Consider the following 19,646-nt stretch of genomic DNA (forward strand, 5'->3'; position numbering starts at 1 on the left):
CCGATGCCCTCCGACGATCCGATAGCCGACAAGGATATCGCCGAGCACCGGATGGGAAGTGCCTTCCGGCATCGCGGTTACACACTCTACTGGGCTGCCCGCTTCGTCTCCATGTTCGCGATCCAGATCGTCTCGGTCTCGGTCGGCTGGCAGATCTACGACATGACCCGGGATCCCTTCGATCTCGGCCTCGTCGGACTGGTTCAGTTCCTGCCAGCGCTGCTGCTCGTCCTGGTGACCGGCGCCGTCTCGGACCGCTACAATCGTCGCCTGATCATGGCCGTCTGCCTGTTGGCCGAGGGCGCCTGTGCCGCTGCCCTGCTCGGACTTACGGTCGCGGGCCCGTCAGCGGTGTGGCCGATCTTCGTCGTGCTGACCTTCTTCGGCATCGCGCGCGCCTTCGTCGGACCGGCCGCCCAGTCGCTCGTCGCCAATCTGGTGCCGCCGGAGGACCTGAACAATGCGATCGCCTGGAACACCTCCTCCTGGCAGATCGGAACGATCGTCGGGCCGGTGGCGGGCGGCCTGCTCTACGGGATCTCGGCCGCGACGGCACTGGCCACCGCCCTGACACTGTTTTCGCTGGGCGCCGTCTTCATGCTGTTCGTGCCGCGCCCCGTGCAGAAGACCGTCCCGCAGAAATCCAACTGGGAAACGCTGATCGCCGGGTTCCGCTACGTCTGGCGCGAGAAGGTCGTGCTCGGGGCCATCTCGCTCGACCTGTTTGCCGTGCTGCTTGGCGGTGCCGTGGCGCTCCTGCCCGTCTATGCCCGCGACATCCTCGACGTCGGCCCCTGGGGCCTTGGCCTCTTGCGCGCCGGTCCCGGCATCGGAGCCGTGGCGGTCGCGCTCTATCTCGCGAAGCGGCCGATCCGCGACCATGCCGGCCTGGCCATGTTCGTGTTCGTTGCCGCGTTCGGCTTCTTCACTGTGGTCTTCGGCCTGTCGACGATCGTCTGGCTTTCGATTGTCGCGCTGATGCTGATGGGCGCCGCCGACATGATCAGCGTCTATATCCGCGAAACGCTCCTGCAGCTCTGGACGCCCGACGCCGTGCGCGGGCGGGTCAACGCCGTCAATCTCGTCTTCATCGGCGCCTCCAACGAGCTCGGCGAATTCCGGGCGGGGATCTCCGCCGCGCTGATCGGGACGGTTCCCGCCGTCGTCGTCGGCGGCATCGGCACGATGGCGGTCGCCGGGGTCTGGGCCTACTTGTTCCCGGCGCTGCGCCGGGCGCGCCACCTTACCGGCCGGGTCTGATACAGCACGGAAACAATAAATCCCTATCCGAAACCTTGGTATCCGTGGCGGTTTGGCCCGACCCAAGGTAAAAAGCCCGCATGCGCATCACCTACCGGGTGTTCCTTGTCGGCGGAATTCCAATCGCCATAGCGGCGGCAATCGCCGCGGTCGCCTGGATTCTGCTCAACGAGGCCGAACGCGCCCGCAGCGGCGCGGTGCTCGCCGGCGCGACCTACCGCAACCTCCTCGTCGCGATGACGGCGCGCGACGAATATGTCAACGCGATACCCTCCAACCGGGGCGTGAACGCCGAGCGCTTTGCCACGTTCGCATCCGATGCGCGGTTCAACCTGGAAGACCTGGCGCAGGTCGCCCGTGCCCCCGCCCTGCGGGAAGCGACCACCGCCTCCGGCGACGCGCTCTCCCACTATGTCGGCAGCATGAACGAGTTCATGCGGGCGACGATCCAGAACGACCGGCTCGTGGAGGAGATGGGTGGACGGGCGCGGCTGTTGATCTCGCTGACCGACGAGGCCCGCGAACGCCAACGCACGTCGAACGCCGAGATCATCCAGACCCTGCATGATCGCGACGCGGCCTACCGGCGCATCCGCGAACTCGTCAACGCGGCGGAGGAACTGCGCGACGCCATCGACGCGGCCGAACTGCATTCCGCCATGTTCGTCCTGGCCGATCCCGGCGACATCGACAAGAACACGTTGCAGCTCGGTTTCGATATCGGCCGGCTGCGCAACGCCACGGTGCGTCTTTCCGCTTCGCTCGCCAGCGCGGATTCCTCCGCGATGGTGGAGCTGCAGTCCCTCGCGACGACCTATGAAGAAGCGATCGCCGCGCTTCTGGAAGGAGACCGGAAGCCGGTTATCTCGGACGAGAGGTCGCTGGCCAACGACAGCAAGGCACTCGCCGACTGGTCCGACCGGCTGCTCAAGGTCCAGGCCACGGAGCAGCGGGCGCTCTACGAGGAGATCGCCCAGCTCGTCGCCTATTCGGTCGAGGCCAACGAGACCGAGCGCGCCACCCAGAATGTCGCCATCGAGGTCCTCAAGCTCGGTCAGCGCACTGCCGCCGCTCTCGTGGAACGCGATCCCGAAGCGACCGCGACGATTCTCGCCGAGAGCGCCACGCTGCCGCAGACCGTCGCCGCGCTGCCGATCTCGCCCCTGATCCAGTCCGAGATGATCGACGCGATCGACCAGTGGCGCGAAGGGCTCGGCACCGCGACCGAGGTGTTGCGCCAGCAGAACGAGCGGATCGCCGACATGGACCGGTCCGCGGTGACGATGATTGAGGGCGCCCGTGCCCTCAACGACCTGTTCACGGCCGATGCGGAGAAGATCGGCAACACCATCCGGAACATCCTGGTGTTCGGCGCGGCCGCCGGCCTTCTTTTTGGCGCCGCGACGGCCTATTTCGTCGCCCGCTCGATCACCCGGCCCCTTCTTCGGCTGCAGCAGGGCATGGTTCATCTCGCCGCCGACCCGATGGCCGGTCCCGTCGCCGATGCCGAACGCGCCGACGAACTCGGTGAAATGGCGCGCTCGGCCAATTTCTTCGTCGCCGAGATCGGCAAGCGGGAGCAGGACCTGCGCCGCGCCAAGGAACGGGCCGACCTGGCGTTGTCGGAGCTGCAACGCACCCAGGCCGAGCTGATTCAGGCCGAGAAGCTCGCCTCGCTCGGCCAGCTCGTCGCCGGCGTCGCCCACGAAATCAACACGCCCGTCGGCATAGCGCTGACGACCGGCACGCAGATCAGCGAGGAGGTCAAGCGCTTCTCCGAAATCGCGGAATCCGGACAGATCAAGCGGTCGCAACTGCACAATTTCGTCGATCGCATGAAGGAAGGCGCGAGCCTCCTGTTCGCGAACCTGAACCGCGCGGCCGAGCTCGTGCACAGCTTCAAGCAGGTGGCCGCCGACCAGGCAAGCGGGGAACGGCGCCAGTTCGACATGCGCGTTTGGCTCGAGGAGTTGATGACCAGCCTCGGGCCAGTGCTCCGCAAGTCGCGGCACACGGTGACGTTCTCGTGCAGGGACGGGCTCGTACTCGATACCTATCCCGGCACCCTCGGCCAGGTTCTGACCAACCTGATCATGAACGCCCTCACCCATGCCTACGACGCGGAGCAGGCGGGAATGATATCGGTTGCCGTGAGCGAGCCGTCCGAGAACCAAATACGGATCGTCTTCGCCGACGACGGCAAGGGCATCGGCGCCGACGATGTCGGCAAGGTCTTCGACCCGTTCTTCACGACCGGCCGCCGGCTCGGCAGCACCGGGCTCGGACTTCACATCGTCTACAACCTCGTGACCGGCACCCTGCAGGGCAAGATCGACGTCGAGAGCACCCCGGGCAAGGGCACGACGTTCATCGTCGAGATACCGGCCTCCGTCGCCGATTCCGTTCCTGACCGCGTCGCGACCGTGGCCTGAAGGAGGAAGATATGAGGGTTTCGATCAAGATCGCCGTCATGACCGCCGCGCTGGCGGCAGCGGCGGCGCCGGCGGGCGCCAAGACGCTGGTCTTCTGCTCGGAAGGCAATCCGGAAGCGCTCAATCCGCAGATCGTCACGACGACGACGGGCCTCAACGCGGCGCGGCCGATGTTCAACCAGTTGGTCGAGTTCGTGCCCGGCTCCACCCGGATCCGGCCGGCGCTCGCCGAATCCTGGCAGATCTCGCCCGACGGCACCGAGTACCTCTTCCACCTGCGCCCCGGCGTGAAGTTCCATTCCTCCGAGGACTTCACCCCGACGCGGGACATGAACGCCGACGACGTTCTGTTTTCCCTGCACCGGCAGTGGAAGGAGGATCACCCCTTCCACAACGTGTCGGCGGCCGAGTACGCCTATTTCAAGGACATGGGGATGCCGGAGTTGCTGAAGTCGATCGACAAGGTCGACGACATGACGGTGCGCATCCAGCTGACGCGACCGGAATCCCCGTTCCTCGCCGACATGGCGATGCCCTTCAACTCGATCCTTTCGGCCGAATACGCCGACAAGCTGCTCGCCGCCGGCACGCCCGAACTGCTCGACCGGGAACCGGTCGGCACCGGCCCGTTTTCCTTCGCCGGATACCAGCGCGACGTCGCCGTCCGGTACCGCGTGTTTCCCGACTATTGGGAGGGCGCCCAGCCGATCAACACGCTGGTCTTCTCCATAACGCCGAACCCGGCGGTACGCCTGACCAAGCTGAAGGCCGGGGAGTGCCATGTCATGGCCTTCCCGAATCCGACCGACACCCAGCGCATAGCCGACGATCCGAACCTGAAGCTACTGAAGCAGGAGGGTTTCAACATCGGCTATCTGGCGCTGAACACCCAGAAGCCGCCTTTCGACGACGTGCGCGTCCGCCGCGCCATCAATATGGCCATCGACAAGCGGGCGATCATCGACGGCGCCTATGCCGGTGCCGGCGTGGTCGCGAAGAACCCGGTGCCGCCGACGCTTTGGTCCTACGACGACGACATCGAGGACTATCCCTACGACCCCGCGGCCGCCCAGGGACTGCTGGCCGAAGCCGGGTATCCGAACGGCTTCGAGACCGACCTCTGGTACATGCCGGTGAGCCGGCCCTACAGCCCTGACGCCAAGCGGATCGCCGAGATGATCCGCGCCGATCTCTCCAGGATCGGCGTGCGCGCCGAACTCGTCACCAAGGAATGGGGCGCCTACCGCACCAGCCTGCAGGACGGCGAGCACTCTATGGCGCTCTACGGCTGGACCGGGGACAATGGCGATCCGGACAACTTCCTGCATGTCCTGCTCGGCTGCACCGCCGCGCGCATTGGCGGCAACAACGTCGCGCGCTGGTGCAACGACGAGTACGACGCCCTCGTCACCCGGGCCAAGCTCAGCTACGACCAGGAAGTCCGGGAGAAGCTCTACGGCAAGGCGCAGGAGATCTTCAAGCGGGAGGCGCCCTGGGTTCCGCTCGCCCACTCGGTGGTCTTCATGGCCGCGCGCAAGGAGGTTGACGGTTTCAAGATGGATCCGCTCGGCCGCCATCCCTTCGACAACGTCGACCTCAAGTACTGAGGCGACGCCGCCCCGCGGGCCGATGAACGCCGCCCGCCAAGTTCCTCTGGAATCGCGCAGCCCCCGTGTATACGTTGCGCCGCAAACGAGTCGCACGCCGCGCCGTGCCTGAGCTGGGAGGAAAGAACCTCATGGCCGAGAAAGTTGCCCTAGTGACCGGTGCGGGAACCGGAGTCGGCAAGGCGGCCGCGCTGGCGCTCGCCGAGGCCGGATACGCGGTGGTGCTCGCCGGACGGCGCAAGGAGCCACTCGAGACGGTCGCTGCGGAAATCGCCGGAGCCGGCGGAAAAGCCCTGGCCGTGCCGGCCGACGTCACCGACGCCGACTCGGTCGCCGCCCTGTTCAAGGCCGCGAAAGACAGCTACGGGCGTATCGACGTTCTGTTCAACAATGCCGGCATGAGCGCCCCCCCGGTTATGCTCGAGGACCTAACGCTCGACCAGTGGAAACAGGTCGTCGACGTCAACCTCACCGGCATGTTCCTGTGCGTCCGCGAGGCCTTCAGGCACATGAAGGACCAGTCGCCGCGCGGCGGCCGCATCATCAACAACGGCTCGATCTCCGCGCACGCGCCGCGGCCCAACTCCGCCCCCTACACCTCGACCAAGCATGCCGTGACCGGCCTCACCAAGTCGGCGTCCCTCGACGGGCGAAAATACGATATCGCCGTCGGCCAGATAGACATCGGCAATGCCGCGACGCCGATGACGGCGCGGTTTTCCGAAGGCGTGCCACAGGCGAACGGCGAGACCATGCCCGAGCCGACCATGGATTCCAGCCATATCGCCGACGCGATCGTCTACATGGCCGGGCTACCGCTCGACGCCAACGTCCAGACCATCACGGTGATGGCCACCAAGATGCCTTTCGTCGGCCGCGGCTAGGGACGGGCAACGGTCCTTCCAATCCTCAATGGTTTGAATCATGTTCGGAGAATGGCTCTGGGCGGTCTTCACGGTGACCGCCGCCGGTGCGCAGACGATGCGCAACGCCATGCAGAAGGAACTCACCGCGACGCTCGGCACGGTCGGCGCGACGCATGTGCGCTTTCTGTTCGGCCTGCCGTTCGCCGTCGTGTTTCTGATCGCGGTCGTTGCCGTCACCGGCGAAGCCCCGCCGCTGCCGGGCGCGAACGCCCTGGCCTGGACCGCCGTGGGCGCCGGCATGCAGTTCGGTGCGACCGCGCTGATGCTGGCGGCGATGGACCTGCGCTCCTTCGTCGTGGCCATCGCCTACACCAAGACCGAACCGGTTCTGGTTCTGCTTTTCTCGGTCGTGTTCCTGTCCGAGCTGCCGACCGGCACGGTCGTGCTCGCCGTCGTTATCGCCACCGCGGGCGTCCTGCTGATGTCGTGGCCGACCAAGACGGCGAACCGCGACGGCATCGCCCGCGCGAGCGCGCTCGGCGTCGGCTCGGGCGCGATGTTCGCCCTGTCGGCGGTCGCCTATCGCGGCGGCATCCAGGCCAGCACCGCCGACAGCTTCATCGTCGCCGCATCCAGCACCCTCGTGGTGGCGCTTGCCCTGCAGACGGCGACGGTCACCGCGCTGCTCCTGCTGCGGCGGCCGGACACCCTGCGGTCGATCCTTCGGATGTGGCGGCCGTCCATGACCGCCGGGTTCCTCGGCGCGCTCGCCTCCCAGTTCTGGTTTCTCGCCTTCGCGATCCAGCACGCCGCCCCGGTGCGCACCCTCGGCCTGATCGAGATCCTGTTCGCCCAGATCGTGTCGCGGCGCCTGTTCCGGCAACAGACGTCGCGCATGGAGGCCGTCGGCATCGGCCTGCTCGTGCTCGGCGTCATCATGATCCTGTACGGGTGACACCGCAGCCGCCCGCCACGGTCCATGCGACCGGCGGCGAAATCGCGTTCGCCCTCCAGGACGCCCCGCCGCCCGAAGCAACGGCGCGCCACGCGCCGGATTCGCCCGGTTTTTCAACTATCCGACAACACGGATTTTCTAGCCGTCGAAATTGACCGCATAGATCAAGGGACATAGTTTGATACCAAAATTACAATAGGCAATCGCCATCAAGGGAGAGAACCATGTGGAAGGCCAATGCAGTCGTCCTGGTACTCGCGGCCGGCCTTGCCGGCTTCGGAACCGCCCAGGCGCAGGAGACCGTCAAGATCGGCGTGATCCTGCCCCTGACCGGCCCCTTCGCCGACACCGGCATTCAGGTCGACAACGGCATCAAGCTGTACATGAAGGAGAACGGTGACACCGTCGCCGGCAAGACGGTCGAGATCATCACCAAGGACGTGGGCGGCATCGCCCCGGACGTCGCCAAGCGTCTGGCCACGGAACTGGTCGTCCGCGACAAGGTCGACATCCTCGCCGGTTTCGCGTTGACGCCGAATGCGCTCGCCGTCGGGCCGATCTCCGAGGAAGCCAAGAAATTCATGGTCGTGATGAACGCCGCGACCTCGATCATCACCACCAAGTCGCCCTACATGGCCCGCGTCTCGATGACCACGCCGATGGTCAACGAGGTCCTGGGCAAATGGGCCTACGACAACGGCGTCCAGGAAGCCTATACGATCAACGCCGACTACGGGCCGGGCAACGACGCCCAGTCCGCCTTCCAGCGGGCCTTCGAGGCCGCCGGCGGCAAGATCGTCGGGGCCGACAAGACCCCGGTCGCCAACCCGGACTTCTCGGCGTTCGTCCAGCGCGCCAAGGACGCCAATCCGCAGGGCATCTGGGTGTTCATCCCCGGCGGCGCCCAGCCCGCCGCCCTCGGCAAGGCCCTCGCCGAGCGCGGCCTGACGCCCCAGAACACCATGATCATGGGTCAGGGCGAGCTCACCTTCGAGTCGGCGCTTGAATCGATGGGCGACAGCGCGGTCGGCATCATCACCGGCTTCCACTACGACTACGCCCACAAGTCGGACATGAACGCCGCCTTCGTGAAGGCGTACAACGAGATGTTCGGCCGCAACCCGGACATCTATTCGGTCGGCGGCTATGACGGCATGCACCTCATCTACGCGGCGCTGGAGAAGACCGACGGCAAAACCGACGGCGAGGCGCTGATCGACGCCGCCAAGGGCATGGCATGGGAAAGCCCGCGCGGCCCGATGTCGATCGATCCCGAAACCCGCGACGTCATCGAGAACATCTATATCCGCCGCGTCGAGAAGGGCCCGAACGGCAAGCTGATCAACGTCGAGTTCGACAAGGTCGAGAACGTCAAGGACCCGGTCAAGGCGCGGATGTAGTCCCGCCAGGGCCGTACAGAACGGGCGGCCGGGCCACTGGTCCGGTCGCCGCATCCCTGAAACGACGCAAAAAACAGGCAGCGGGGCATGGGCGCGCAGATCCTGGGCGTTCTTTTCGACGGGTTCGCCTACGGAATGCTTCTTTTTCTGCTGTCCGTCGGCCTGTCGGTGACGCTGGGGCTGATGAACTTCATCAACCTCGCGCATGGCGCCTTCGCCATGATCGGCGGCTACGTCACCGTCACCCTGATGAATTATCTGGGCTGGCCGTTCCTCGCCTCCCTGCCGATGGCCTTCCTCGCCGCCGCCATCGTCAGCGTGGCGCTCGAGCGCACCCTGTTCCGCCGGCTCTACACGTCCGATCCGCTGCAACAGGTTCTGTTCACGATCGGCCTTGTCTTCGTCATTTCCGCGATTGCCGCCTACCTGTTCACCACCGAGGTCCAGCCGGTGCGGGTGCCCGACTATCTGCGCGGGTCGATCGAGGCGATCGACTACACCTTCGGCGTCTACCGCATCTTCCTGATCGCCGTGGCCCTCGTCATCACCGCGCTGCTGGTCATCGGCCTCGAATACACCCGCTTCGGCGCCATGGTGCGCGCCGCCGTCGACAACCAGCGCATGGCCAGCGGGCTGGGCATCGACGTCGAGACGGTGTTCGCCATCACCTTCGCGCTCGGCAGCGGCCTCGCCGGTCTCGGCGGCGCGTTATCGATCGAGATCGTCGGCCTCGATCCCTCCTTCGCCTTCCACTACCTCGTCTACATGCTGATCGTGGTCGCCGTCGGCGGCCTCGGTTCGATCCGCGGTTCCTTCGTCGCCGCCACGCTTCTCGGCATCGGCGACGTCGCCGGCAAGTACTACGTGCCCGAGATCGGCGCCTTCCTGATCTACGGGCTTATGATCGGCATCCTGTTCTTCGTGCCGCTCGGTCTGTTCGGCAAGCGGGCGTGACGATGACCGAGACGCCGGCGAAGACCGAAGCGGCGACGGCCCCGGCGTTCAGCGCCGGCGCCGGCGTCGATCCGCGCGCCTTCCTTGCGGGACAGGCCCGCTGGAGCGTCTTCGAGGTCCTGTTCTGGCTTGCCGCGATCCTGCCGTTCTTCCTGCTGCCGACCTATCTGAGCCTGGCCAGCCAGATCGCCATCACCGCGCTGTTCGCCCTCTCTCTCGATCTGATCCTGGGCTATGCCGGCATCATCTCGCTCGGCCACGCCGTGTATTTCGGCGTCGGCGCCTATACCGCCGGGATCATCTCGAAATACGGCTGGGGCGAGCCGATCAGCGGCCTTTTCATCTCGGCCTTCGTGGCCGCCGTCGTCGGATACCTGACGAGCTTCCTGATCGTGCGGGTGCAGCACCTGGCGCTGCTGATGATCACGCTCGGCCTCGGCTTCATCGCCGTCGAGCTGGCCAACAGCGCCGCCTGGCTGACCGGCGGCGCCGACGGCCTGCTCGGCGTCGACACCTGGCCGATCTTCGGCGTTTGGGACTTCGATCTGTGGGGCCGGACCGCCTATGTCTATGCGCTGGTCGTGTTGTTCATCCTGTTCGTCGTATCGCGCCGCCTCGTGCATTCGCCCTTCGGCCTGTCCCTGCGCGGCATCCGCGAGAACGCGGTGCGCATGCCGGCGATCGGCGCGCCGAATCAGCGCCGCCTGCAGAAGGTCTATGTCATCTCCGCGGCGATCGCCGGGGTCGCCGGGGCGCTGCTCACCCAGACCACCGAATTCGCGTCGCTCGAGGTGCTCGGCTTCCAGCGCTCCGCCGACCTCGCCGTCATGCTGATCCTCGGCGGCACCGGCCGCCTGTACGGCGCCATCGTCGGCGCGGCCATCTTCATGATCGCCCGCGACCAGCTCGCCGACATGAACCCGCAATACTGGTATTTCTGGATCGGCCTCCTGTTGATGGCCGTCGTGCTGTTCCTGCCCGACGGCATCGTCGGCGGCCTCGCCCGGCTGGTGCCCCCGCGCTGGAGGAAACCGTGACCGCGCCGGCGCTGGCCACCCGCGGCCTCGACAAGCAGTTCGGTTCGCTGCGGGTCGCCCAGTCGATCGACATCAGCCTGCCGAAGGGTGCGCGCCACGCGCTGATCGGGCCCAATGGCGCCGGCAAGACGACCCTGATCAACATGATAACAGGCATGCTGCGCCCCGATTCCGGCCGCATCCTGCTGGGCGGCGAGGACATCACCGCGCTGAAGCCGGATGCGCGGGTCAAGAAGGGCCTGGCCCGCACCTTCCAGATCAACACCCTGTTCCCGCATCTGACCGCGCTGGAATCGGTCACGCTCGCCGTCTGCGAACGCCGCGGCGAAGCCGGCAACTGGTGGCGGCCGCTGCCCAACCATGCCGATGCGGTCGACGAGGCCTACACGATCCTCGCCGCGATGCAGCTCGGCCCGGTCTGCCTCAGTCCGACGCACGCGCTCGCCTATGGCCAGCAGCGGCTGCTGGAGATCGCGCTGGCGCTGGCGACGAGACCGAAGGTTCTCCTGCTCGACGAGCCGGCCGCAGGCGTCCCGAGCGGCGAGAGCGCGGCCCTGTTCGAGGCGATCGCCGGCCTGCCCGACGACATCACCGTGCTGTTCATCGAGCACGACATGAACATCGTGTTCCGTTTCGCCTCCCGCATCATAGTGCTGGTCGGCGGCGCGACGCTGGTGGAGGGCACACCGCAGGAGATCTCGTCCGATCCTCGGGTCCGCGAGGTCTATCTCGGCAGCACGCAGCCGCACGGAGCCCGGCATGGCTGAACCGCTGCTCGCGCTGTCCGATATTCGCGCCGGCTATGGCGAGTCCGTCGTGCTCGACGGAATTTCCTTCGAGGTGCCCGAGACCGGCAGCCTCGCGGTGCTCGGCCGCAACGGCGTCGGCAAGTCGACGCTGCTGCTGACCATCATGGGCTACACCACCGTGGAGCACGGCACCGTCCGCTGGCGCGGTCGGGACGTCACGCGAAGGGCCCCGTTCCGCCGGGCGCGCGCCGGCATCGGCTGGGTGCCGCAGGAGCGCGACGTCTTCGCGACGCTGACGGTGGAGGAGAACCTGACGGTAGCCGCCCGCCCCGGGCATTGGGATCTCGCCGCCGTCTACGGCCTGTTTCCGCGCCTGGCCGAGCGACGCCAGAACATGGGCAACCAGCTCTCCGGCGGCGAGCAGCAGATGCTGACCATCGCCCGCACGCTGATGACCAATCCCGCCATCCTGCTTCTCGACGAGCCGCTGGAGGGCCTCGCCCCCGTCGTCGTCGAGGAACTGTCGTCGGCCATCGAGCGGATGAGCGCGGCGCAGAAGACCGCGCTGATCCTGGTCGAGCAGCATGCCGAGATCGCGCTGTCGCTGACCGAACAGGCGCTCGTCATCGAGCGCGGCGCCATCGCTCATCGCGGCCCCTCCAGGGAGCTGCTCGACGATCACGCCGTCCTCGACCGCTATATTGGCCTGAAACTCGCCGAAGCGTGACGCGCTGGCGCCCCCGTCGGTTGAGCCGGCTCAGGCGGTCTCGCCGGCGGCGGCCCGCCCGGACGGCCCGCCAAGCTTTGCCCGCAGGCTGTTCGCCTCCGCCGTCAGCCGCGAAACGATCCAGGCGACCCGGTCCTCGTCCATGCGTTCGCGGATCGCGGCGACACTGATTGACGCGACCACCCGGCCGCCCGGATCGAACACGGGCACGCCGACCGCGCACATGGCCGAGACGATGCGGCCCTCGTTGAAGGAATAGCCCCGGCGGCGCGCCTCCTGCACCAGCGCGCCGAGCTCCGCCGGACCGAAACGCGGATAGCTGCCAAGCCGCGGCGCGTTGCTGGCGATCACCTCGGCGATCTCCTCCGGCGGCAGGAAGGCGAGCAGCGCCAGGCTGCCGGCCCCGACCCCGAGCGGGCGCCGGTCGCCGGCGTCGAGCGTCAGCGTCTTGATCGGGAAAGCGCCGACCTCGCGTTCCAGGCACAGCGCGTCGAGCCCTTCGCGCACGGAAAGGAACACCGTGTCCTCGGTCTCCCGCGCGAGCCGCAGCAGAGACGGCCGCGCCAGGTCGCCGATGTCGAAGCGCGTCGCCTGCCGGACCAGCCGGACGAGCGCATAGCCGATGAGATAGCGCCGCGTGTCGGGCGACTGATAGACGAAACCGGCATCCGACAGCGCCGACAGCAGACGATGCGTCGTCGCCTTGCCCAGGCCCGACGCGCGGGCGATGTCGGACAGGCGCCAGCCGGCGGTCGGCTCGCCGGCGAGGAGCTTGAGGATCTCGGCCGCGCGCTGAACGGACTGGACGGTTCGGTCGCCGCTCACGTCACCGCCTCATCCCGCCGCCCAGACAAGCAGGATATCGCGCGCCGGCGCGCCGACCCGTGCGCCCATCGCCGCCGCCGTGCGGTTCACCGCCGAGATGACCCCGTCCTCGAATGTCGAGCGCGCCTCGCCGATCCGGGCTGAGTCGGCGGCCACGGTGAAGGCGGCGATGCCGCGCGTATCCAGCGCCGGCAATCGGGCGATGCCGGCGTCCTCGATGCCGATCCCGGCGTCGTTGTAGACGGCGGCGAAGCCGTCGACCCGCAGCGCCATCGTCGGATTGCCGCCGACGAGGCCGCCGTGCGAGCCGGTCACGACGATCTGGCCGACGTCCTCCGGGCCCACCATCGCCGCGGAATCGACGAGCGCGATCCGGCGCGGCCCGGGCTGGTCGACAGAGGCGCGCCCTTCGCCCTGCGGTTCGGGCGTCACGACGACGCGCGGCACGGCGCGCAGTTTGACCGCCGCATCGCGCGTCGTATCGCCGGCCCGCACGCCGAGGCGCGCGGCAACCGGGTTGGCGCGGCTGATCGTTCCCCGCGCGAGCATGTCGCCGGTATCGCCGATCCGGCAGCTCAGATGCGACACCGCTGCCGCGGCGATGCCGAGAGCGCCGAGATACGGCAACGCACCGATGCCGGCCTCGTCCTTGCCGATGCCGGCATCGCACAGGATCACGGCGCGAACGCCGCCCGCCGCCGCCAGATAGCCCGGATAGCGCCCGCCATGCGAGCCCGACACGACGACACCGCCCGCGGCCCCGGCCGGCAGCTTGGTGATCGTATCGGCGACGACGACCCCGTCGGGCAGGTCGTGCGCCCGGGTGTCTGAACGAACCGTCATGGCCGGCTCCTAGGACGTCTGCTGCACGTTGCCGCGGCGCTCCGGCACCCCGGTATGCTCGAAACAGATCCGCGCCAGTTCCGCGACGCCCTCCCGGATCATGTGCTCGGCCGGCAGGGCGAAGCACAGCCGCATGTAGCTCTTGGCGGCGTCCGGATCGCAGGCCCATTCCGGCCCCGGATTGAAGGCGACGCCCTGATCCAGCGCCGACTGGGCGAAGGTCCTGACGTCGACATGGTCGGGCAGCTTCAGCCACAGGAAGATGCCGCCCTTCGGCACGAACAGCTCCGCCGACGTGCCGAACTCCCGTTCCAGCGACTCCACCATCACGTCCAGCTTGCGGCGCAGCGCGGTCTTCAGGCTCGCCACGTGCTGATCGAACGCCGCGCCGAAATACTCTGCGATGACCATCTGCTCGATCGCCGGAGACCCGGCATCGGTCTTGCGGGCGAGCACACGCGACAGCACGTCCCAGCCGCCGACGACGTAGCCGACCCGGAGCGCGGGCGCCAGCGACTTGGAGAACGAGCCGATATGGACGACACGCGAGGGATCGAGCGCGTAGAGCGCCGGCGGCTGGCCCTCCTCCCAGGCGAGATCGGTGTAGCACTCGTCCTCGACGATCGGCACGCCGTACTCGGCGGAAAGCGCGAGCAGCTGCCGGCGTCGGTCGATCGGCATCACCGATCCGGTCGGGTTCTGCACCGTCGGTATGGTGTAGATGAATTTCGGCGTCACGCCGCGCCCGGCGAGGTCCTTCAGGATGGCCTCGAGCGCGTCCATGCGAATGCCGTCCGAATCGAGCGGCGCGCCGATCACCTCGACGCCGAGGCGCTGGAGCTTGCCGATCGCCCCGCCATAGGTGAATTCCTCCAGGATCGCGGTGTCGCCGGCGTCCAGGAAGGTCGCGTTGACCAGATCCATGCCCTGCAGCGAACCGGAGGTGAGGACCACGTCGTCCGCGGTGCAGCTTATGCCGCGCGTCGCGCCGAGCTTGCGGGCGACGAAGTCGCGCAGCGGCCGATAGCCCTGCGGTCCGTCGCCGAGGTGATACATGGCCAGCCGCGACCCGTTCTCGCGAATGACCCTGGCGGCCGCCTCGGCAAGCGCCTCCGAAGGCACCTGGGCGGGATCGTTGTGGCCGTAGACGAAATTGTATTTCGGCAGGCCGGTGAAGCGCGCCGCCGGCTCCGGGCCGGTCGCGCTGAATGCGTCCTTGTACCTGAACTCGGTCATGGCCGTACTCCCCCTGAACCGGCCGGGCGATCTTCGCCGCCTCGACCTCGCTGCATGTCAGATCTTGCGCGGCGACCGTGCCGTCAGGCGACCCGGTCGCCCTTCTTCACCTGCACCGTGCGATTATCGACGCCCGGCAGCATATGCGCCGGATCGCGGGTAACGACGATGTCGATCAGCGTAGGTCCGTCGCCCGCGATGCCCTGCCGCAGCGCGGCGGCGATGTCGGCCGGGTCCTCGACGCGGATGCCGGTGCAGCCGAGCGACTCGGCGACGCGGGCATAGTTGACCTCGGCGAGGTCGCTCGACTGGTAGCTGCCCGCGCCATACATCAGGTGCTGCAGCGCCTTCACGTAACCGGACGCCGCGTTGTTGACGACGATGACGGTGAGCGGCAGCTTGAGCCGGCGCGCCGTTTCCAGCTCTCCCATCACCATATTGAAACCGCCGTCACCGGTCAGCCCCACGACGGGACGCCCCGGCGCGGCGAGCGCGCACCCCATCGCGCCGGGCAGGCCGTAGCCGATCGAGGCGAAGCCGCGATCGGGCACGAAGCCGCGTCCGGCCTGCTTCGTATCGTAGAGCAGCCCGCCCCAATGCGCGGCGAATCCGCCGTCGGCGACGAGAATGCCGTCGGCCGGCATCGCCGCGTTCAACTCGTTCAGGAGCCGCGCCATGTTGATCGGCCGCTCGTCTGAGGTCAGGCGCGCCTCGACCGACCCGCGCCACTCGGCCATCTTCGCCGCGACCTCGTCGGCATATCCCTGCTGGCGCGCGCGGATCTCGTCCGCCTCGCCGGCAAGTTCCAGGGCCAGGTCGCGCAGGCCCTCGCGGGCGTCACCCCAAAGCCTGAGCGTCGGCTGGAAGGTACGGCCGAATTCCTCGGCCACGTTGTCGAGATGGATCACGGTCTTGCCGGCGGCCGGCACGGTGTACCGCTTGGTCGCGATCTCGCCCAGCTTGCAGCCGACGACCAGCAGGCAGTCGGAGGCATCTATCAGGGCGTTGGCGATGCGGTCGTAGCGCCCGAACAGGCCGGCATTGAGCGGGTCGGAACAGGCGATCGCGCCCTTACCGGTCATGGTGTGGGCGACCGGAAGGTTGATCGCGTGCGCCAGCGCTTCCGCCGCCGCCGTGGCGCCGCTGATATGGACGCCGCCGCCGCACAGCATCAGCGGCCGCCTGGCGCCGGCGAGCATCGCCGCGGCGCGCGTAAGGTCTTCCGAGGCGGGACGGCAGCGCAGCGACGGGGCCATCGATATCCCGGGGTCGACCGCGAACTCCGCCTCGTCGAAGGGATGGGTGCCGTGGCAGACATCCTCGGGCACGTCCACGACGACAGGGCCTGGCCGCCCGGAGGTCGCGACCTGGAAGGCGCGGCGGACCAACTCCGGGATGCGTTCGACCATCTCGATGCGGATCAGCTCCTTGCAGGCCGGCCGGAGGATCTCGATCTGCCGGGTCTCCTGCGTCATGTTCTTCCAGGCGTGCAGGCGGTGGGTGTCGCCGACGAAGACGACGAGCGGCGAGCCGGCGTTGAGCGCCTCGACGAGACCGGTGACGAGATTGGTGGCGCCCGGCCCCAGCGTGGCGTCGCAGACGCCGACGCGGCCGGCAACCTTGGCATAGGCGTCGGCGATGAACACCGCGCAACGCTCGTCGTTGATCAGGTTGTGATCGAGCCCGATCCGCCGCGCCGCGTCGTAGAAGGGCAGGAGCTGGAAGCCGCCCATGCCGAACATCGGCCCGGTGCCGCAGGCCTTCAGCATGCGGGCCATCGCCTCGCCGCCGGTCATCTCGTTGGTACTCACCGCACGTCTCCTACGCGTATTAGAGGCATGTCATACCCGGTAGCCCAGCATCTTGGGCAGCCACAGGGCGATTTCCGGAAACAGGATGACGAGCAGCATCGCCGTGCCCATCGTCAGCATGAGCCAGAGGATCCACGGCACCGTCGCCTCGATCGGCACCCGCGCGATGCGCGCGGTGACCATCAGGTTGACGGCGACCGGCGGCGTGAACTGGCCGATGGCGATGTTCATGGCCATCAGCACGCCGAACCAGGTCAGGTTCCACTCGAAGGCGATCGCGATCGGCACCAGCAGCGGCAGCGTGATCAGGTAGATCGACACGCCGTCGAGGATCATGCCGGCGACCAACAACACCGCCATCACCAGGATCAGCACAACCAGGCCGGAGTCGCTCACCGCCAGGATCGATTGCGCCGCGTGGTCGAAGGCGCCCAGCGTCGAGCCGGCCCAGGCGAACAGGCCGGCCAGAGAGATGATGACCATGATCACCGCCGAGGTCTCGGCGCTGTCGGCGAGCACCGACCAGACGTCGCGCCAACCCATCTTGCGATAGATCAGGACGCCGACGAGGAAACCGTAGGCGACCGCCACGGCGGCGGCTTCCGTCGGCGTGAACAGGCCCGAGCGCAGGCCGCCGAGGATGATCACGGGCGCGAGCAGGCCGGGAACCGCTTGCCACAGGCTTTTCCAGAACTCAGGCCGTTCCGCAAGCTCTTGCGCGCCGAAATCGTGCCGCCGGCTCAGGATCAGCGTCGGCAGGATCACCGCGGCGCCCGCCAGGACGCCCGGGACGAGCCCGGCGGCGAACAGCGCCCGCAAATCCATGCCCGGCACCAGGATCGAATAGACGATCAGCGCGATCGACGGCGGGATCAGGATCGCGGTCGAGGCCGAGGCGGCGATGACGCTGGCCGAGAATTCGCGCGGATAGCCGGCCTTCATCATCGACGGGATCATGATGGTGGCGACAGCGGCGGCATCCGCCGGGCCGGACCCCGACATGCCCCCCATGATCATGCACACCAGCGTGGCGACGACCGCGAGCCCGCCGCGGCGCGGCCCGACGATCGCCTGGGCGAAGGTAACGAGCCGGCCGGCGACGCCGGAGCGCTCGAACACCATGCCCGTCAGAATGAACAGCGGGATCGCGATCAGCGGATATTTCGCGATCGAGGTGTAGGTATTGGTGCCGATCATCGCGACCGTCTGCAGGTCGAGACCGATGGCGACGGCCGCCGCGCCCGCGAGCCCCAGCGCCACGGCGATCGGCGTGCCGACGGCGAGGAGGACGACGAAGACGCCGATCAGGACGAAATTCGCCGCGATCATGACGCCGTGCCCCTGAGCGTGGCGATCAGCCGGCCGAGGATCCTGAGCAGGATCACGATGCCCAGGATCGGCAGCCAGACCGTGTAGATCCAGGTCGGATAACCGAGGCCCGGCGAGGTCTCGCCGAAGCGGAACTCATCCCAGCTGAGTTCGCCCGAGTACCAGACCACCAGGGCGAACATGAGGAACGAGGCGAGCGCGGCGACCACCTCGCAGGCCAGCCGACCGCGCGGCGACAGCTTGTCGGCGAGAAAGGTGATGCGGATGTTCTCGTTCGTGGCGAAGGCCAGCGAGGCCCCGACGAAGGTCATGAACACCAGCAGGAAGACGGAAAATTCCTCGGTGAAGGCGAAGGAGACGTCGGTGGCGTAGCGCACCACCACGTTGGCGAAGCTGATCAGGCAGATCAGCCCCATGGCGACGGCGCCGGCGGCCCGCTCGAGCGAGATCGGCACCCGCGCGTGTTTCGCGCCAGGCTTCTCGGGAATGTCTGCGCCGGTGTCTGACACGGGTCTCGCCCTGTTCATCGAAACTGGGGAGAGCGGGCGCTGGCGCGCCCGCTCCCGTCGTCCGATCAGCGATTGGCGATCGACTCTTCGGCCATTTCTACGATTTCGGGGCCAATCTTTTCCTTCCAGTCGGCGTAGACGCCCCGCGTCGCGTCGACGAAGGCCTGGCGCTCTTCCGGCGTCAGCTCGATCACCTCGACGCCGAGCGCGCGGACTTCCTCGATGGCGGAATTGTCGCCGCCGGTCAGGCCCTTGCGTGCGACCTCGATGCCGACCGCGCCGGCATCCAGCGCCGCCTGGCGGACGATGGCCTGGTCCTCGGGCGAGAACGCGTTCCAGACGTCCTGATTGACCGCGAAGATCAGCGGATCGGCGACGTAGTGCCAAAGCGTCAGGTTCGTCTGTCCGATCTCGTGCATCTTGGCGATGGTGAAGACCGACAGCGGGTTCTCCTGTCCGTCGACGGCGCCCGTCGTCAGCGCCGGCTTGGCGTCGGCCCAGCTCATCTGGGTCGGATTGGCGCCGAGCGCGGTGAAGGTGTCGTTGAACAGCGGCGAGCCGACGACACGCATCTTCAGGCCCTTGAGGTCGTCGGGGGTGCGGATCGGATGCTTGGAGTTCGATACCTCGCGATAGCCGTTCTCCGCCCAGGCGAGCGGCTCGACGCCGTTCTCGCGCAGGATCGCGAACAGCTTCTCGCCGACCGGGCCCTGGGTCAGCACGTCGATCGACTCGTAGTCGGGCATCAGGAACGGCAACGAGAAGAGATTCAGTTCCTTGATCTGCGGCGACCAGTTGATCGTCGAGCCCACGGCCATGTCGATGATGCCGCGACGCATCGCGGTGAATTCCTTGGTCTGGTCGCCGGACACGAGCTGGGCACCCGGATAGACCTTCATCTTGATGCGGCCGTCGGTGCGCTCGCCGACGAGCTCGGCCCATTTCTCCGCCGCGATACCCCACGGGAACGGCGCCGGCACGACGGTCGAGATCTTGTACTCTTCCTTGTACTCGGCGGCAGCCGGCATCGCCGTCAGGGCGGCCAGGCCGGCAAGCAGAGCGACTTTCAAGATACGCATGAGCATTCTCCCTTCGTTGGTACGTTT

At 67.5% G+C, this 19,646-nt stretch carries 17 protein-coding genes; 10 read left to right on the top strand and 7 right to left on the bottom strand.

Features of this window, described 5'->3' with window-relative positions; translation table 11 throughout:
- The first annotated feature begins 3 nt into the window (after positions 1-3).
- The 10 genes from ACSF9G_RS21265 to ACSF9G_RS21310 all read left to right on the top strand — a co-directional run bounded on the left by ACSF9G_RS21265 (position 4) and on the right by ACSF9G_RS21310 (position 11,987).
- Positions 4-1,260 (top strand): MFS transporter, encoded by a 1,257-nt coding sequence (locus ACSF9G_RS21265; RefSeq protein WP_436644155.1) that lies wholly within the window; start codon positions 4-6, stop codon positions 1,258-1,260.
- 80 nt (positions 1,261-1,340) lie between these two features.
- Positions 1,341-3,692 carry a sensor histidine kinase gene (locus ACSF9G_RS21270; protein ID WP_436644156.1) on the top strand — a complete coding sequence of 784 codons (2,352 nt, stop codon included), beginning with the start codon at positions 1,341-1,343 and terminating at the stop codon, positions 3,690-3,692.
- An 11-nt stretch (positions 3,693-3,703) separates the two neighbouring features.
- The gene (locus ACSF9G_RS21275; protein ID WP_436644157.1) at positions 3,704-5,299 is read left to right on the top strand and encodes an ABC transporter substrate-binding protein; all 1,596 of its coding nucleotides are present in this window, start codon (positions 3,704-3,706) and stop codon (positions 5,297-5,299) included.
- A 131-nt stretch (positions 5,300-5,430) separates the two neighbouring features.
- The gene (locus ACSF9G_RS21280) at positions 5,431-6,183 is read left to right on the top strand and encodes an SDR family oxidoreductase (protein ID WP_436644158.1); all 753 of its coding nucleotides are present in this window, start codon (positions 5,431-5,433) and stop codon (positions 6,181-6,183) included.
- A 40-nt stretch (positions 6,184-6,223) separates the two neighbouring features.
- Positions 6,224-7,120 carry an EamA family transporter gene (locus tag ACSF9G_RS21285; RefSeq protein WP_436644159.1) on the top strand — a complete coding sequence of 299 codons (897 nt, stop codon included), beginning with the start codon at positions 6,224-6,226 and terminating at the stop codon, positions 7,118-7,120.
- 224 nt (positions 7,121-7,344) lie between these two features.
- A complete protein-coding gene (locus tag ACSF9G_RS21290; RefSeq protein ID WP_436644160.1) occupies positions 7,345-8,520 on the top strand; it encodes an ABC transporter substrate-binding protein in 1,176 nt (391 codons plus the stop codon).
- Positions 8,521-8,607: 87 nt separating this feature from the next.
- The gene (locus ACSF9G_RS21295; RefSeq protein WP_436644161.1) at positions 8,608-9,474 is read left to right on the top strand and encodes a branched-chain amino acid ABC transporter permease; all 867 of its coding nucleotides are present in this window, start codon (positions 8,608-8,610) and stop codon (positions 9,472-9,474) included.
- A 2-nt stretch (positions 9,475-9,476) separates the two neighbouring features.
- On the top strand, positions 9,477-10,511 hold the full coding sequence (locus ACSF9G_RS21300) for a branched-chain amino acid ABC transporter permease (protein ID WP_436644162.1): 1,035 nt from the start codon (positions 9,477-9,479) through the stop codon (positions 10,509-10,511).
- Positions 10,508-11,278 carry an ABC transporter ATP-binding protein gene (locus ACSF9G_RS21305; protein ID WP_436644163.1) on the top strand — a complete coding sequence of 257 codons (771 nt, stop codon included), beginning with the start codon at positions 10,508-10,510 and terminating at the stop codon, positions 11,276-11,278. The genes ACSF9G_RS21300 and ACSF9G_RS21305 overlap by 4 nt, the downstream gene beginning before the upstream one ends.
- Complete coding sequence (locus tag ACSF9G_RS21310) at positions 11,271-11,987, top strand: ABC transporter ATP-binding protein (RefSeq protein WP_436644164.1); 717 nt, start codon at positions 11,271-11,273, stop codon at positions 11,985-11,987. Before ACSF9G_RS21305 ends, ACSF9G_RS21310 begins: the two co-directional genes overlap by 8 nt.
- 30 nt (positions 11,988-12,017) lie before the next feature.
- Here the strand turns inward: ACSF9G_RS21310 and ACSF9G_RS21315 are convergent, their stop codons facing one another.
- From ACSF9G_RS21315 to ACSF9G_RS21345, 7 genes are all read right to left on the bottom strand, one after another.
- Positions 12,018-12,812 (bottom strand): IclR family transcriptional regulator, encoded by a 795-nt coding sequence (locus tag ACSF9G_RS21315; RefSeq protein ID WP_436644165.1) that lies wholly within the window; start codon positions 12,810-12,812, stop codon positions 12,018-12,020.
- Between the two features lie 9 nt (positions 12,813-12,821).
- Positions 12,822-13,655 carry a hypothetical protein gene (locus ACSF9G_RS21320; protein ID WP_436644166.1) on the bottom strand — a complete coding sequence of 278 codons (834 nt, stop codon included), beginning with the start codon at positions 13,653-13,655 and terminating at the stop codon, positions 12,822-12,824.
- Between the two features lie 9 nt (positions 13,656-13,664).
- The gene (locus ACSF9G_RS21325) at positions 13,665-14,891 is read right to left on the bottom strand and encodes an aminotransferase-like domain-containing protein (RefSeq protein ID WP_436644167.1); all 1,227 of its coding nucleotides are present in this window, start codon (positions 14,889-14,891) and stop codon (positions 13,665-13,667) included.
- Positions 14,892-14,974: 83 nt separating this feature from the next.
- Positions 14,975-16,702, bottom strand: a complete 1,728-nt coding sequence (locus ACSF9G_RS21330) for a thiamine pyrophosphate-binding protein (RefSeq protein ID WP_436644168.1) — start codon at positions 16,700-16,702, stop codon at positions 14,975-14,977.
- A gap of 30 nt (positions 16,703-16,732) precedes the next feature.
- On the bottom strand, positions 16,733-18,031 hold the full coding sequence (locus ACSF9G_RS21335; protein WP_436644169.1) for a TRAP transporter large permease: 1,299 nt from the start codon (positions 18,029-18,031) through the stop codon (positions 16,733-16,735).
- A complete protein-coding gene (locus tag ACSF9G_RS21340; protein ID WP_436644170.1) occupies positions 18,028-18,540 on the bottom strand; it encodes a TRAP transporter small permease in 513 nt (170 codons plus the stop codon). Before ACSF9G_RS21340 ends, ACSF9G_RS21335 begins: the two co-directional genes overlap by 4 nt.
- 65 nt (positions 18,541-18,605) lie before the next feature.
- Complete coding sequence (locus ACSF9G_RS21345; RefSeq protein WP_436644171.1) at positions 18,606-19,619, bottom strand: DctP family TRAP transporter solute-binding subunit; 1,014 nt, start codon at positions 19,617-19,619, stop codon at positions 18,606-18,608.
- Between the last annotated feature and the right edge of the window lie 27 nt (positions 19,620-19,646).

The sequence above is a fragment of the Microbaculum mangrovi genome, assembly GCF_051390635.1.
Lineage (GTDB): Bacteria > Pseudomonadota > Alphaproteobacteria > Rhizobiales > Tepidamorphaceae > Microbaculum.

Excerpts from the sequence above, each read along its gene's own strand:
- ACSF9G_RS21335 (WP_436644169.1), bottom strand. The coding sequence starts at position 18,031 with ATGATCGCGGCGAATTTCGTCCTGATCGGCGTCTTCGTCGTCCTCCTC.
- ACSF9G_RS21285 (WP_436644159.1), top strand. The coding sequence starts at position 6,224 with ATGTTCGGAGAATGGCTCTGGGCGGTCTTCACGGTGACCGCCGCCGGT.
- ACSF9G_RS21280 (WP_436644158.1), top strand. The coding sequence starts at position 5,431 with ATGGCCGAGAAAGTTGCCCTAGTGACCGGTGCGGGAACCGGAGTCGGC.
- ACSF9G_RS21320 (WP_436644166.1), bottom strand. The coding sequence starts at position 13,655 with ATGACGGTTCGTTCAGACACCCGGGCGCACGACCTGCCCGACGGGGTC.
- ACSF9G_RS21310 (WP_436644164.1), top strand. The coding sequence starts at position 11,271 with ATGGCTGAACCGCTGCTCGCGCTGTCCGATATTCGCGCCGGCTATGGC.
- ACSF9G_RS21265 (WP_436644155.1), top strand. The coding sequence starts at position 4 with ATGCCCTCCGACGATCCGATAGCCGACAAGGATATCGCCGAGCACCGG.
- ACSF9G_RS21275 (WP_436644157.1), top strand. The coding sequence starts at position 3,704 with ATGAGGGTTTCGATCAAGATCGCCGTCATGACCGCCGCGCTGGCGGCA.
- ACSF9G_RS21325 (WP_436644167.1), bottom strand. The coding sequence starts at position 14,891 with ATGACCGAGTTCAGGTACAAGGACGCATTCAGCGCGACCGGCCCGGAG.
- ACSF9G_RS21270 (WP_436644156.1), top strand. The coding sequence starts at position 1,341 with ATGCGCATCACCTACCGGGTGTTCCTTGTCGGCGGAATTCCAATCGCC.
- ACSF9G_RS21300 (WP_436644162.1), top strand. The coding sequence starts at position 9,477 with ATGACCGAGACGCCGGCGAAGACCGAAGCGGCGACGGCCCCGGCGTTC.
- ACSF9G_RS21345 (WP_436644171.1), bottom strand. The coding sequence starts at position 19,619 with ATGCGTATCTTGAAAGTCGCTCTGCTTGCCGGCCTGGCCGCCCTGACG.
- ACSF9G_RS21290 (WP_436644160.1), top strand. The coding sequence starts at position 7,345 with ATGTGGAAGGCCAATGCAGTCGTCCTGGTACTCGCGGCCGGCCTTGCC.
- ACSF9G_RS21295 (WP_436644161.1), top strand. The coding sequence starts at position 8,608 with ATGGGCGCGCAGATCCTGGGCGTTCTTTTCGACGGGTTCGCCTACGGA.